Annotated in this window: 14 protein-coding genes; 10 read left to right on the top strand and 4 right to left on the bottom strand. The window is 60.1% G+C overall.

The genetic code is table 11. The annotated features are described in order from the left end of the window. The first annotated feature begins 19 nt into the window (after positions 1-19). Positions 20-916 (top strand): pirin family protein, encoded by an 897-nt coding sequence (locus tag ERD78_RS11270; RefSeq protein WP_129969391.1) that lies wholly within the window; start codon positions 20-22, stop codon positions 914-916. A gap of 94 nt (positions 917-1,010) precedes the next feature. Here ERD78_RS11270 and ERD78_RS11265 read toward each other — a convergent pair whose 3' ends face one another. Further along, positions 1,011-1,880 (bottom strand): LysR substrate-binding domain-containing protein, encoded by an 870-nt coding sequence (locus tag ERD78_RS11265; RefSeq protein WP_129969390.1) that lies wholly within the window; start codon positions 1,878-1,880, stop codon positions 1,011-1,013. Between the two features lie 141 nt (positions 1,881-2,021). Here ERD78_RS11265 and ERD78_RS11260 point away from each other — a divergent pair, with 141 nt between their 5' ends. From ERD78_RS11260 to ERD78_RS11230, 7 genes are read left to right on the top strand one after another with little or no spacing between them, the layout of a single operon-like run. Beyond that, positions 2,022-2,609 (top strand): cysteine dioxygenase family protein, encoded by a 588-nt coding sequence (locus ERD78_RS11260; RefSeq protein WP_129969389.1) that lies wholly within the window; start codon positions 2,022-2,024, stop codon positions 2,607-2,609. A 1-nt stretch (position 2,610) separates the two neighbouring features. After that, a complete protein-coding gene (gene metC, locus ERD78_RS11255) occupies positions 2,611-3,804 on the top strand; it encodes a cystathionine beta-lyase (protein WP_129969388.1) in 1,194 nt (397 codons plus the stop codon). Further along, positions 3,801-5,402 (top strand): rhodanese-like domain-containing protein, encoded by a 1,602-nt coding sequence (locus tag ERD78_RS11250; RefSeq protein ID WP_129969387.1) that lies wholly within the window; start codon positions 3,801-3,803, stop codon positions 5,400-5,402. The genes metC and ERD78_RS11250 overlap by 4 nt, the downstream gene beginning before the upstream one ends. A gap of 29 nt (positions 5,403-5,431) precedes the next feature. Then, positions 5,432-6,286 carry an ABC transporter substrate-binding protein gene (locus ERD78_RS11245; protein ID WP_129969386.1) on the top strand — a complete coding sequence of 285 codons (855 nt, stop codon included), beginning with the start codon at positions 5,432-5,434 and terminating at the stop codon, positions 6,284-6,286. A gap of 47 nt (positions 6,287-6,333) precedes the next feature. Further along, on the top strand, positions 6,334-7,029 hold the full coding sequence (locus ERD78_RS11240) for an amino acid ABC transporter permease (RefSeq protein ID WP_129969385.1): 696 nt from the start codon (positions 6,334-6,336) through the stop codon (positions 7,027-7,029). 2 nt (positions 7,030-7,031) lie between these two features. Beyond that, positions 7,032-7,727, top strand: coding sequence for an amino acid ABC transporter permease (locus ERD78_RS11235; protein ID WP_129969384.1), 696 nt, complete (start codon positions 7,032-7,034; stop codon positions 7,725-7,727). A gap of 23 nt (positions 7,728-7,750) precedes the next feature. Beyond that, positions 7,751-8,476: an amino acid ABC transporter ATP-binding protein gene (locus ERD78_RS11230; RefSeq protein ID WP_129969383.1), complete on the top strand. Its 726-nt coding sequence runs from the start codon at positions 7,751-7,753 to the stop codon at positions 8,474-8,476. On the opposite strand, the gene ERD78_RS11225 is transcribed toward ERD78_RS11230, so the two are convergent. Together ERD78_RS11225 and ERD78_RS11220 are read right to left on the bottom strand one after the other, a co-directional pair. After that, positions 8,466-8,837: a NirD/YgiW/YdeI family stress tolerance protein gene (locus tag ERD78_RS11225; RefSeq protein ID WP_129969382.1), complete on the bottom strand. Its 372-nt coding sequence runs from the start codon at positions 8,835-8,837 to the stop codon at positions 8,466-8,468. The two genes, ERD78_RS11230 and ERD78_RS11225, sit on opposite strands and share 11 nt — an antisense overlap. A 28-nt stretch (positions 8,838-8,865) precedes the next feature. Continuing rightward, positions 8,866-9,603 (bottom strand): aspartate/glutamate racemase family protein, encoded by a 738-nt coding sequence (locus ERD78_RS11220; protein WP_129969381.1) that lies wholly within the window; start codon positions 9,601-9,603, stop codon positions 8,866-8,868. Between the two features lie 113 nt (positions 9,604-9,716). Between ERD78_RS11220 and ERD78_RS11215 the strand changes: the two genes are divergently transcribed. Further along, a complete protein-coding gene (locus ERD78_RS11215; RefSeq protein ID WP_129969706.1) occupies positions 9,717-11,234 on the top strand; it encodes an amidase in 1,518 nt (505 codons plus the stop codon). Between the two features lie 108 nt (positions 11,235-11,342). Then, a complete protein-coding gene (locus ERD78_RS11210) occupies positions 11,343-11,984 on the top strand; it encodes a carbonic anhydrase (protein WP_129969380.1) in 642 nt (213 codons plus the stop codon). 52 nt (positions 11,985-12,036) lie between these two features. On the opposite strand, the gene ERD78_RS11205 is transcribed toward ERD78_RS11210, so the two are convergent. Further along, the gene (locus ERD78_RS11205) at positions 12,037-13,284 is read right to left on the bottom strand and encodes a D-amino acid dehydrogenase (protein WP_129969379.1); all 1,248 of its coding nucleotides are present in this window, start codon (positions 13,282-13,284) and stop codon (positions 12,037-12,039) included. Positions 13,285-13,309 lie beyond the last annotated feature (25 nt).

Below are 13,309 nucleotides of genomic sequence, written 5' to 3'. Positions count from 1 at the left end.
TGTGAACAAGGAGTACGCCATGCTGGACATCGTCATCGAAACCCGCCCGCACGACCTGGGTGGCGGCTTCAAGGTGGGCCGTGTGCTGCCGTTCAGAAAGCACCGCATGGTGGGCCCTTTCATATTCTTTGACCGCATGGGGCCGCATGATCTGCCCATGCCGGTGCCTCGCCACATCGATGTGCGCCCGCATCCCCATATCGGTCTGTCGACTGTGACTTATCTATTCGAAGGCAGCTTGACGCATCGCGACAGTCTGGGCGTGGAGCAGGCGATACTTCCGGGCGCTTTGAACTGGATGACGGCCGGCGCGGGCATCAGCCATTCGGAGCGTTTCGACGGCATGCGTGAACAGGGCGGCCGTTTCGACGGTATACAGGCCTGGGTGGCTGTGCCTGAGCAACATGAGGAGGATGCCGCCTCGTTCGACCATCATGCCGCGGATACCCTGCCGGTGATCGAGGACGGCGGATTGAGTGCTCGCCTTATCGCAGGCAATGCGTTCGGTGCCTGTAGCCCCGCCAAGGTGCATTCGCCCCTGTTCTATCTGGATGTGCGTGCCCAGGCGGGCGCCAGCATTCCCCTGCCGCATGAGTATCCGGAGCGTGGCCTGTATATTGCGCGGGGCGAGGTGAGTATTGATGGGCAGCAATATACCGAGGGGCAGATGGTGGTCTTTGCGCCCGGCGATGCGCCTGCGGTCTCAACACAGACAGGCGCGCATGTCATGCTGCTTGGCGGCGAGCCTGTTGGACCGCGCCATATCTGGTGGAATTTTGTCTCGTCGCGCAAGGAACGCATCGAGCAGGCCAAGGCGGAGTGGCAGGGAGGGCGCTTCAAGCTGCCCCCCATGGACAGCGCGGAGCACATCCCCTTGCCGGAACAGGTGCCGCCAGCGCCGAATTCCGTGCCATAAGCCGAGGTCTGTCGGCACTGGCGGTGGTGCTGCCTGTTGGGCACTGATCCCAATGGGCTCGCTCAATGCGTGATCCTGGCGCCGGCCGCCTTGGTCAGGCCGCTTCCGCCTCCTTCTGTTCGAAGTGCGCCTTCAGCATGTCGTAGATGGCAATGGTCAAGGGGCTGATCGTGTCGCCGCGCGCCCAGAGCATGTAGGTCATGGGTGGCAACGGCGGCAGGCCGTCAGCTTCGCCCAGTACGCGCATGTCGGCGCCAAGGAACTCGACGCTGCGCGCTGTGACGCCCAGCCCCGCGCGCACGGCGGCCTTGATGCCGACAAGGGTGGGCGCCAGATAGTTGATGTGCCATGTAAGGCGTGTATTTTCCAGCGCTTCGAGCGCAAGCTTGCGGAATATGCTGGGCTCATCGGCCAGAATCAGTGGGAGCGGCGCACGTTTGTTGTAGACATAGTCGGCGGCGCATATCCACGCGGTGGGCGAAGTCCGAAGCGCGAAGCCAGTCAGGCCCGGATTCTTGCGTGTGGAGATTGTCAGGTCTATGTCGCCCGACTCGAGCGCCTCCATCAGAAAGGGGCTGCGGTCCACACGGATCTCCATGCGTACGCGAGGGGCATGGCGCGCAATGTGCGTAAGCACGGGTGGCAGGATGGTATCGGCGACATCCAGGGGGGCGCCGAGCCGTATCTGGCCTTCCATTTGCTTGCGTCCTATGCTGCGTAGCGCCTCGTCATTGATGGCAAGCAAACGCCGGCCGTAGTCGGCCAGTTGCTGCCCTTGTGCGGTAAGAATGCGCCGCCTGCCTTTTTTCTGGAACAGCGCGCAGCCGATCTGGCTTTCCAGCCGCTGCATCTGCTGGGTGACAGCCGACTGCGTCTTGAAGAGAGCCGTTGCGGCGCCCGAAAATGTATTAGTTTTTTCGATGGTTACCAGCGTACGGAGCAAGTCGAGATCGAGATTGTTCATAGGGTTTACCCTCTATTTTCCTGCGAAGCAAGACGGGCTTTCATAGATAGAAGATTAGCATTGCTTATGTTTTTCTTATAACAATTAATTTGTGCGGCGATGGCCGCACCCCTATATTTATTTGCATTACTGGAGATGATCATGAACCAAGCCACGGAAAAGCAGACTGCGATTGCGCGTTTCATCGACACCGCAAAGCAGCAGACCAGCGGAGATTTTGGCCGCGAGAATCTGGATAAGGTACTGGATGCGCTGGTGAGTATTGCCGGCCATCCGCAATGGTGGTCGGCCGCGGAGTACCCGGCGCCCGAAGACGGCGAGCTCCAGGCGCGTTACCTGATACATGAGGAGCCGGACAGCACGTACGCGCTTTATCTTAACGTGATGAAACCGGGCAAGAAGATTGTGCCGCACAATCACACCACGTGGGCCTGTATTGCCGCTGTGGAGGGCACGGAAAGCAATTATCTCTATGAGCGCACAGACGACGGCAGCCAGCCTGGCCGCGCGTCGCTGACGGAGACAGGCATGAAGAAAGTTGCGCCGGGCCAGGGCATCGCGTTGATGCCGGACGATATCCACGCGGTGCGCATCGAGGATGACAGCATACGGCATCTGCACATGTACGGGCTTGCGCTTGAGAAGCTTGACCGTCGAGTCGCCTTCAATCTCGAGGACAACACCTGCAAGATCATGTCTGTGGGCGTGAAGACGCGCCGGAGTGCCTGACATGGACGCGTCGTCCAGGTCGACCCGCTTGGCGCGCATGGGCCGGCCGGCCAGCGGCTGGGCGAATACGCCCATCGTCAAGGGCAGCACCTATCTTTTCGAGAGCATCGATCAATGGCGGGATACGCGTGCCCGGCGAGAGAAGGAACGCGTGCTTTCCTATGGCGCCCGTGGCAACGAAACGGTTTACGCACTGGAAGACGCGGTGGCGGAACTCGAGGGCGGGCATCGCAGCAAGCTTTTCCCAACCGGCTTGGCCGCGATTGCCGCCACATTCCTGGCCTGCCTGAAGGCCGGCGATCATGTGCTGATCTCCGAGGGGGTGTACCAGCCCGTCAGGCGGTTATGCGCCGACCAACTGGTTCGCTACGGCATCAGCCACAGTTACTTTGATCCGCGGCAAACAGATATGAAACAGGCCTTGAAGCCCGAGACGCGCATGGTGTACACGGAGTCGCCAGGCTCTCTGCTGTATGACATGTTGGATCTGCCGGCCATGGCCGAAATCTGCAGGCCGCGCGGCATCACGCTTTGTGCCGACAATACCTGGGGTTCTGGCTTCGTCTACCATCCGCTGGCGTTGGGATGCGACATATCGATCATGGCCGCCACCAAGTATCTGGGCGGGCATTCGGATGTGATGATGGGGACGGTTACCGCGGCTGAAAGCCATTTTGAAGCGATCGAGAACGTAAGCATCAATCTGGGACAGACCGTCTCCGCCGAAGATGCCTTTCTTGTCCTGCGTGGTCTGCGGACACTGGGTCTGCGCATGAAGCGCCACGCGGAAAGCGCGCTGGAAGTGGCCACGTGGCTGGCGGGCCAAAGCGCGATCAGGACTGTCTATCACCCGGCGCTCCAAACTGATCCGAACCATGCCCTTTGGCGGCGCGATGCGCGGGGCAGCAATGGCCTGCTCACCGTCGAATTTCAGCCGGCCCTGGCGCCGCAAGCGGTTGAGGACGCTATTGGCCGGCTGAGGCATTTTGGCATCGGCTCTTCCTGGGGTGGCTTCGAAAGCCTGCTACTGCCTGTGGATGCGGCGCGCACGCGCCTGTCGCATGAGGGTGGGCCTCGGGGCTACCTGCTGCGCCTGCATGTCGGGCTGGAAGATGTCGAGGACATCAGGAAGGACCTTGGCCGGATGTTGGATGGGCTGCCGGCTGTTTCACAACAACAAGCGATTGCAGAATGATGGATTCGACTTCGCGCTACATCGATGCGCATGAACTGAAAACTTGGATACACGACGACGCCGAACTGGCGCTGCTGGATGTCAGGGAGCATGGGCAGTTCGGCGAGGACCACCTGTTCTTTGCCGTTCCGCTGCCTTACAGCGAGCTTGAACTGCAGATCGGGCGCCTGGTGCCGCGTCAGGAGACGCGTATGGTCATTTATGGCGATGCGAACACCGAACCGGCGGTGCAGGCCAGCCTACGCATACTGCGGCGCCTGGGATATCGCTGCGCGCGCATGCTGAAGGGTGGCATACAGGCATGGAAGGACGCCGGCTATGCAACTTTTGCAGGCGTCAATCTGCCCAGCAAGACATTCGGAGAACTGGCGGAGCATGCCTACGACACACCGCGCATATCGGCGAACAATCTGCATACCTTGCTGAAGGATGGCAAGAGCAATATCGTTGTGTTGGACGGACGACCCATCTCCGAATACCGGAAGATGAATATACCCGGTGCGATCTGTTGTCCGAACGGCGAGCTGGCGCTGCGCATCGACGCCCTGGCGCCGGACCCCGATACAAAAATCGTCATCAACTGCGCGGGGCGCACGCGCAGCATCATAGGCGCGCAGACGCTGATCAACCTGGGCATACCCAACGAAGTTTATGCGTTGGAGAATGGCACTCAAGGTTGGTATTTGGCCGACTTGCCGCTGGAGCATCAGTCGGATCGCGTGTATCCCGAGACGGTCAATGCGGGCAGCCTGAATGCGCAGCGCGAACGCGCCGAGCGTTTGATGGCAAGATTCGGCGTGGCTACGGTGAGCGCTGGCGACGTCAAGGCGTGGCTGCGTGATCCCGCGCGCAATGTCTTTCTCTGCGATGTGCGCACGGAAGAGGAGCACGAGCAGGGCGACCTGCCCGCACTGGTGCAGCACACGCCGGGCGGCCAGCTCATCCAGGCCACGGATCAGTACATCGGCGTGCGCAAGGCGCGTATCGTCCTGTGCGATACCGATGGCGTGCGTGCGCCGGTGGTGGCCAGTTGGCTCAAGCAATTGGGCTGGGACGTCAGCATACTGCGGGAACTGCAGTGCTTGAAAGACTTGCCGGATCCACCGAGGTATGCGCCCGCGCTCGACCGCGCCAGGGAGGTGAAGCCAGGGGCGCTGGCTTCCTTCATGAGCCTGCATCCTGATGCCATCGTCCTGGACAGCCGCCCCAGCGGCCAGTTCCGACAGGAAAGCCTGCGTGGCGCAACTTGGGTGCTGCGGCCCACCTTGATCGGGCAACTGAGCGCATGTCAGGGCAGGCCGGTGCTGTTGTTGGGTAATAACGCGGGCAAGTTGGCATTGCTTGCGGCAGATCTCGAAGAAGCGGGGCATGGCGATGTCCACGTGTGCGTCGTCGGCGGCACAGATTTGCGCGATTCGGGCTTGCCGCTGCAGGCAAACAGCGACATGCCCGACGGTGCATGCATCGATTATCTGTTCTTCGTGCATGACCGCCACGACGGCAACAAGGAAGCCGCACGCCGTTATCTGGAATGGGAAACCAATCTGGTATCCCAGATCGATGAACAGGAGCGAGGCACGTTCTTGATAGATGTTTGATTAATGTCCGATCAAAGGAGGAGTACAAAATGCAATACCCGTTCAGAAGCAGCACGACATTCGTGGCGCTTGCCTTGATGATGCTGTCGGCAGGGAGCGCGGCAGCCAGCCAGCTGGATGAAGCCAAGGCGCGTGGAACCATTATTTGCGGCACACAGAATGCCAGTTCGCCCTATGGCTACCAAGACCCGGACACGCGTCAGTATGTAGGCTATGACGTGGACATGTGCAAGGCCATAGCAAAGGAAATGGGTCTGAAAATGGAGCACAAGCCCGTCTCTACCGAGGCCAGGATTCCGGAAGTGAAGATGGGCCGGGTGGATATGATGGCCGGCTCGGTTGCCTGGCTGCCAAAGCGGGCCGAACAGGTCGATTTCAGCAAACAGTATCTGCAAGGATATATCAAGGTTCTTGTTAAGAAGGACTCGGGTATCAGCAAACTATCTGATCTGAAGGACAAGAAGGTATGCGCTTCATCGGGCTCCAGCTCCGCCGCCATCGCGCAGAAGGTGCTGAAGGATGCGAGAGTGCTGACTTTTCAGAATATTTCCCAGTGCTATGTCGGCCTGCAAAGCGGGAAGGTGTCAGCCATGACGGCCGGCGAGCTGGTGTTGCGCAGGTTTCTCAATGACTCGGTCAAGGAAGGAAAGCCGACAGCGCTGTTAAGCGAACCCACCTACACCGAGCACATCGGCATCATCGTCAAGAAGGGGGAGTCGGAATTGCTGGCGGCAATCAACCAGGCCATCGTATCGCTGGATGAGTCGGGCGAACTCACAAAGATCTACGACAAATGGATGGGTGACGAGTCCATCTACAAAATGACGCGCGACTTCAAGGTGGAATCGGTCGCGGCCGCCGCGAAAGCGGACATGTCCAAATAATCCAGCGCTTGGAGCAGGAGGGTGAGCATTCATCCTCCGTACTTTTCATGGATTTTTCATTCTCTATGCTGTCCGACCCCGATATCATGAGCATGCTCATGACCGGGGTCTCGGTCTCACTGAAGCTTTTCATCGGCGCCCTGATTTGCGGGTTTCTCATAGCTGCAATCGTGACGGGCATTAATCTTATTCCCTCGCGGGCAGTGCGCGCGATGGTGAAGCTGTATGTGGAATATCACCGCAATGTGCCCACGGTTGTGCAGATACTGGTGTGGTATTTCGGCATGCCGGAGGTGCTCCCGGAGGCGATCCGCGGCTGGATAAATCAAGGTAATACGGAATTCTCATTTGCCCTGATAGCCTTGTCGCTGAACGTGAGCGCATACTACTACGAGGATATCCGGTCTGGCATTAGGGCAATAGCGGGAACGCAGCTGGAGGCGGCGAGGGCAATTGGCCTGAACGCCGTGCAGGCCTTGCGCTATGTGGTGCTGCCCCAGGCCATTCGATATGCGGTTCCTCCGCTGATAAACCGGTCGATCATCCTGTTCAAGGATACCAGTCTGGCCATGGTGATAGGCGTTACGGAGCTGACCTACCAGGCCAAGCGCATAGAGAACGCCACTTTTCAGACGTTTCAGATATTCATGATCTCCACCCTGATTTATCTGTGTATTGCGCTGCTGATTGCGGCCATGGGGGCGCGGCTGGCGCACAAGTATCCGGCTGATTTCAGGAACTGATCATGATGGATTTCCTGCACACATACGGGTTGATGTTTCTGGTCGGCTCCTGGCCCAATGGCCCGATAGGCGGGTTTGCCGGAACGCTGATTCTGGCCACGCTCGGGCTGGCCGGCGCGTTTCCCATGGCCATGCTCATTGGTATTGCCCGTACACGAAAGCGCGGCCTGGTATGCCGCGCGGCCACGGTCTGGGTGTATACGTTCCGATCCATTCCCCTGATCATGATCGTGTTCTGGGCCTATTTTCTGCTGCCGCTGCTCACAGGCGCCGAAGTGCCTCCTTTTTCCACGGCGCTGGCTGCAATCATTGTGTATGAATCCGCTTTTCTCGCCGAGATCATACGCGCCGGCATCGAATCGGTGCCGGCCGGCCAGGTGGAGGCGTCGCGGGCTGTGGGGCTGGGATACTTCCAGACGTTGTGGTCCGTCCAGTTGCCCCAGGCGCTGAGCAACATGATTCCCTCCCTGCTGAATCAGTTCGTGTCCGCCATCAAGGCGACGTCCATCGTATACATAATCGGGGTTCAGGAAGCCGCCTTTTCCGCCCAGCAGATAAACAGTATCGAACTGACTGGTGCATTGCGGACATACATGGTGCTGGCCATGTTCTATTTCCTGCTGTGCGTGTTTCTGTCGAAGCTGGCCAGAATGCTGGAAACACATCTTCAGAACAAGCGGCTTGGGCTGGCAATCTAGACTTACCTCGTATGGAGACAAAGATGATCGAGTTCAACCACGTCAACAAGTGGTACAGGAAATACCATGCTTTGAACGATGTCTGCGGCACGGTGCGCAAGGGAGAGGTGCTGGTCGTGTGTGGCCCGTCCGGCTCTGGAAAGTCCACCATGATACGCACCATCAACCGGCTTGAGGAAATCCAGAGCGGGACTATCCTGGTCCAGGGGGAAAGCATCTCCGATGCCAAAGTCGACATCAACCGGCTCAGAGCGAAGATCGGCTTCGTATTCCAGCAGTTCAACCTGTTTCCTCATCTTTCGGTAAAAGACAATATTGCGCTGTCGCCTATCAAGATCGGCGGCATGGCCAAGAGGGAAGCATACGAATTGGCACAGGCACTGCTGGAAAAGGTTGGCCTGAAGGAGAAGCTGGATGCCATGCCCGCCAATCTTTCAGGTGGCCAGCAACAGCGTGTTGCCATTGCCAGGGCGCTGGCGCAGAAGCCGCCGCTTATTCTTTTCGACGAACCCACCAGCGCGCTTGACCCCGAAATGGTGGGAGAGGTGCTCAACGTCATGAAGGCCCTGGCGGCAGAAGGCATGACGATGGTGTGCGTGACGCACGAAATGAATTTTGCTCGGGAGGTTGCCGACCGGGTCTGGTTTATGGACCAGGGGGAGATTCTCGAGGACACCACGCCATCCGAGTTTTTCTCCCACCCGGGTCATGAGCGAGCAAGGAAGTTCTTGTCAGATATTATTCATTGACGATCCGCACCCGGTCCACATCGATCTCGGGTGGATCGTAGCGGCTGGTATCGACTTCGCCGACAATTTCCACAAGGGTATTCTCGTCAACGGTCGCGCGTGGCATGTCGTCGTCATCGATCTCGGCTTCGATGGTGCCGCTGCCGTCGTTGAATTGATAGCGTTCGTCGCCGATCTTCTTGATGAGTTTTCCCTGAAGTTTGACAGGCTGGTCATCGACTGGCTTGGCGAGAATGTCACTGACTTTCGGGTTTGCGGGTGCATTGCTGGGGCCTGCGTAGTCAGCCATGGCGGCCAGGGGCAAGGTGGCGCACAGGCAGGCGCTGGCGATAAGGGTTGCGAGTCGGTTGCGTTGCTGCATAAAGCCTCCAGATTGTGAAACAGGCACCTTACGATAGCACCCTTGCCGAGCGCCTGCCATCAACCGGCGGGCTGTCCTCGAGGGCGAGCAGTGCGGCGGCGCGGGCATGGATCGCTGTTGTATCGTAAAGGGGCACATCGGCATCATCCTGGCTTACAAGCAGAGATATCTCGGTGCAGCCCAGGATGATGGCTTGCGCGCCGTTGCTTGCCAGGGTCTGCATGATGCGCCGATAGGCTTGGCGCGATGCATCCCTAATCTCGCCGAGGCATAGCTCCTCGTAAATAATCTGGTGAATGATCTGTCTATCGTCGCTGTCTGGCACAATGACCTCCAGGCTGTGTGCCGTGGCCAGGCGTTCGCGATAGAACGGCTGCTCCATCGTGAAGCGCGTGCCGAGCAGGCCCACGCGCCGATGGCCATCACGCTTGATGGCCGCTGCCGTGGGGTCGGCGATGTGCAGCAGGGGAATGGTTGCGGCCTGTTCCACCGCTTCCGCCACTTTGTGCATGGTATTGGTACAGATCACCAGGAAGTCGGCGCCGGCCGCCTGCAGGGAGCCGGCAGCCCGAGCCAGCACGCCGCCTGCTTCAGACCATTTCCCGGCATGCTGAAGCTGTTCGATTTCATGGAAATCGACGCTGTACATGATGATCTTCGCTGAATGCAGGCCTCCCAGCTCGCGTTTGATCGTCTCGTTGATCTCGCTGTAGTAGGTGACAGTGGATTCCCAGCTCATGCCGCCTATAAGACCTATCGTCTTCACATTCCACCTCGCGATAATGGATCCTGATGGCCAATTTAAACACGCCGGCGGCGGAACTGCGGCACAATGGCCGTGAAGCCCTGACAGGCATACTGTACAAGAAAGGAGCAGGCATGAAGGACGAGGATCTGGCTGTGTGGTCAGCGGTGGAGATGAGGCAGGCCATCGGCAACAAGGAAGTGTCGCCGGTTGAAGTGCTGGAGGCGTGCATTGCCCGCATTGCGGCGGTGAATCCGTATGTGAATGCAATGGCGGCATGCTGCCTGGCGCGAGCGCGTGTCGAGGCCAAGGAGGCCGAAGCCGCTGTATTGCGGGGCGAGCCGCTGGGCCTGCTGCACGGCCTGCCCGTGGGCGTGAAGGATCTCGAGCCCACCGAGGGCCTGCTCACCACCTATGGCTCACCCCTGTTTCGCGGCAACATTCCCGCCGCGGACGGCGCCGTGCCGCGCGCCTTGCGCCGGGAGGGCGGTATCGTGGTCTGCAAGACCAATGTGCCGGAGTACGGAGCGGGTGCGAATACCCGCAATGATGTGTGGGGTGCGACGGGCAACCCCTTCGCGCCCGAGCTGATCTGCGGCGGATCTTCGGGCGGGTCGGCGGTTGCGCTGGCCACCGACATGCTGCCGGTGTGCTCGGGGTCGGACACAGGCGGATCGTTGCGCATACCTGCGGCATATTGCGGTGTGGTGGGTTATCGCCCGTCGCCGGGGCTGGTGCCGGTGGAGCGAAGATCGCTTGGTTGGACGCCCATCTCGGTATCGGGGCCCATGGGGCGCACTGTCGGCGACACTGCCTTGCAGATGGCTGCGCTGGCGGGTTTCGACACGGCCGACCCTTTGTCAGCGCCGGTGGACGGCCATGCCTTCCTGGGCCTGCAGCCCGCCGATCTGGGCGGCCTGCGGGTCGCCTACACCGAGGATTTCGGCAGCCCGAACGCGCCTGTCAGCGAAGTGGACCATGGCATTCGCGAGGCCTTTCGGGAGAAGATCGCCGCGATGCGGCATTTGTTTCGCTGCTGCGACGAGATCCATCCCGCGTTCACACAGGCGGATCGCTGCTTCGACGTCGTGCGCGCCGCAGGTTTCGTGGCGCAGCATGCGCAAGCTTATGAAAGAGATCCAGGCAGTCTGGGGCCCAATACGCGTTTCAACTATGAGCTGGGCGCATCCATGACGTTGGCAGACCATGTCAATGCCCACGTGGCACAGACGGAATTGTTCCGTGCTTTCCAGGCCATCTATCACGATTACGATGTCATTCTCACGCCGGCAACCTCGGTGTCGCCCTTTCCCTGGACGCAGTTGGCGATGATGGAAATAAACGGCAAGCCGCTGGAAAATTACTATCGCTGGCTCTCACTCACATATGTTGTGACCTTGGCAACGAACCCGGCCTTCTCGCTGCCTTGTGGCCGTGATCATAAAAACATGCCTTTCGGCATGCAGGTCGTGGGCGGTTTTCGTCAAGACTCGCATCTTTTCGGGATTGCCTTGGCGCTTGAATCGGCGTGGTCCCGTATCGATGGCCTGGGGCGTCCTCGGCCCGAAATCCGCGATCTGACGGATCGGCCAGCGCCGGACTTCAAGTCCATGGTGAGCGCTCCGCCCGAGCCCGCACTGGCAGGCCTGTGAGCCGCCCGCAACGGGTGCTTACAGGCGAGGGGGAAGCGTGCCGGCGATGGGCTGAAGTAAGGCAGGCGTAAAATTGCAGCACGAACAACTCTAGAACAGGATCCACACGTGTTTCCCCAACGACTGACAAATGGCTATGTTTCTTTTCTTCATGGCCGGCTTGAACGAGAGCGAGCCCGGTACGAAGAACTGGCCGAGAAGGGCCAACATCCCGAAATCATGGTCATCGGATGCGGGGACTCGCGCGTCGCGCCGGAAACCATTTTTGATGCGGGGCCTGGCGAGATGTTTGTGGTGCGCAATATCGCCAATCTCGTGCCGCCGTGTGAAACGGACGTCGAGACGTCCTTTCACGGCACCAGCGCGGCTATCGAATTCGGCGTCAATGCACTGCAGGTCAAACATATTGTTGTGCTGGGTCACGCAAGCTGCGGGGGCGTGGCAGCTTTTGCGAACAAGGCGGCGCCGTTGTCCAAGCGCGATTTCATTGGTAAATGGATGTCGCAGATTGCACCCGTGGCCGAGCGTGTGGGCCCGCCGTCGGCGGATCGCCAAAGCTGGATCAGACAGTTGGAATGGGCTGTGGTGGAATATAGCCTGGAGAACCTGATGACGTTTCCGGCGGTGCGCGAACGCGTGCTGGCAGGCGAACTGGCGCTGCATGGCGCCTATTTCGGCGTCGCCACAGGCGTATTATTCATTCGCAATCCTGAGTCGGGCCAGTTCGAGCCCTATTCCGAGGTGGCCTGAGCGGCAGCCGGCCCGTGCGGCGACGCAAGCGCGGAACGGCCCCGAGGCTTCGTCAGGGCGCGAATGGCGCCGGGTCTATGGGCGCCGGAGTGCGCGAAATTTGCGAGGTCAATAGCGCCGCGCTGCCGCAGGCCAGCGTGAACCCCAGCGCGCCTTGTCCGATATTCACCCATAGGTTGTTGGCTGCCGGGCTGGCGCCGATCAGCGGCTTTCCGGATGGGGTCGCGGGACGCAAGCCGGCCCACGCGGTGGCTGCGGACAGATCAAGATGCGGAAAAGTATCCCCGACCTGGCGCTTCAGGCCCGCAATGCGGTGCGCCGTGGGGGTGCGGTCCTGGAAACCGATATCGACCATGGCGGCGATGCGCAGCACGTTTCCGAGGCGTGCGTAGACAATGCGCCGCTGATAATCGGTGACGCTGATGTCGGGGCCTGCTGTCGCATGCTCGTGCACGGGCACGCTCAGGCTGTAGCCCTTTAGGCCATAGATGGGCACGTCGTGGCCCAGCGGCCGCAGCAGCGCACGGCTGCCCATGCCGCTGGCCACCACGTAGGCATCAGCCTGCACATCGCCTCTGGATGTCACGGCAGCCACAATTCGTCCGTGTTCCCGCCGCAGCGCCTGCACGTCGGTGTCCATGAGGCATGCGGCATTGCCCGAACGCTGCAGCAGGCCGTACAGGCCCTGGGTGAACTTGAAGCAGTCTCCCGCCTCCTCGTCCTCTGTATAAATGGCACCGGCAATCTGTGGCCCTACGGCGGCCAGCGCCGGCTCGGTTTGCAGCACTTCGTCGCGCGACAGCACTCGCTGGCGCGAACCGTGATCCGCCTGATAGGCAACCTGGGCACGGGCTTTGTCGAGCAGCGCCGCATCCCTGTACAGGATCAGCTTGCCATTGCGGCGCAGGTCGAAGTTCAGTTTTTCGCTGTCCACCAGCGCGTGCAGGGTATCGCGGCTGAGGTAGGACAAGGTGAGCATCTGTGCCGTGGACCGTTCCGAGGCCGTGCTGTTGCAGGCGCAGAGAAAGGCCAGCAGCCAGCGCCATTGATGCGGATCCAGGCGCGGCCGGAAACGCAGCGGGGATTGGCTGTTGAGCAGCCAACCCGGCATGTTGGATATGACGCCCGGTCCTGCAAGCGGGGCGACATAGCTGTAGCTGAGCTGGCCTCCGTTGGCATGGCTGGACATGAGCGCGGGGCCTGAGCGGGCATCGAGCAGCGTAACGGCGTGCCCTTGTCGCGTCAGCATATAGGCAGACGTTACGCCAACGACGCCTGATCCGATCACACAAACATGCATGCTCCAGCTCCCAGAAAGTAGTTCG

The organism is Allopusillimonas soli, from assembly GCF_004153445.1.
Classification (GTDB): Bacteria; Pseudomonadota; Gammaproteobacteria; order Burkholderiales; family Burkholderiaceae_B; genus Allopusillimonas; species Allopusillimonas soli.
The sequence above is the reverse complement of the archived record's forward strand: the minus strand, read 5'-3'. Positions and strand labels throughout refer to the sequence as shown.

Coding starts and splice junctions, on each gene's coding strand:
- ERD78_RS11270 (WP_129969391.1), top strand. CDS start 20: ATGCTGGACATCGTCATCGAAACCCGCCCGCACGACCTGGGTGGCGGC.
- ERD78_RS11265 (WP_129969390.1), bottom strand. CDS start 1,880: ATGAACAATCTCGATCTCGACTTGCTCCGTACGCTGGTAACCATCGAA.
- ERD78_RS11260 (WP_129969389.1), top strand. CDS start 2,022: ATGAACCAAGCCACGGAAAAGCAGACTGCGATTGCGCGTTTCATCGAC.
- metC (WP_129969388.1), top strand. CDS start 2,611: ATGGACGCGTCGTCCAGGTCGACCCGCTTGGCGCGCATGGGCCGGCCG.
- ERD78_RS11250 (WP_129969387.1), top strand. CDS start 3,801: ATGATGGATTCGACTTCGCGCTACATCGATGCGCATGAACTGAAAACT.
- ERD78_RS11245 (WP_129969386.1), top strand. CDS start 5,432: ATGCAATACCCGTTCAGAAGCAGCACGACATTCGTGGCGCTTGCCTTG.
- ERD78_RS11240 (WP_129969385.1), top strand. CDS start 6,334: ATGGATTTTTCATTCTCTATGCTGTCCGACCCCGATATCATGAGCATG.
- ERD78_RS11235 (WP_129969384.1), top strand. CDS start 7,032: ATGATGGATTTCCTGCACACATACGGGTTGATGTTTCTGGTCGGCTCC.
- ERD78_RS11230 (WP_129969383.1), top strand. CDS start 7,751: ATGATCGAGTTCAACCACGTCAACAAGTGGTACAGGAAATACCATGCT.
- ERD78_RS11225 (WP_129969382.1), bottom strand. CDS start 8,837: ATGCAGCAACGCAACCGACTCGCAACCCTTATCGCCAGCGCCTGCCTG.
- ERD78_RS11215 (WP_129969706.1), top strand. CDS start 9,717: ATGAAGGACGAGGATCTGGCTGTGTGGTCAGCGGTGGAGATGAGGCAG.
- ERD78_RS11205 (WP_129969379.1), bottom strand. CDS start 13,284: ATGCATGTTTGTGTGATCGGATCAGGCGTCGTTGGCGTAACGTCTGCC.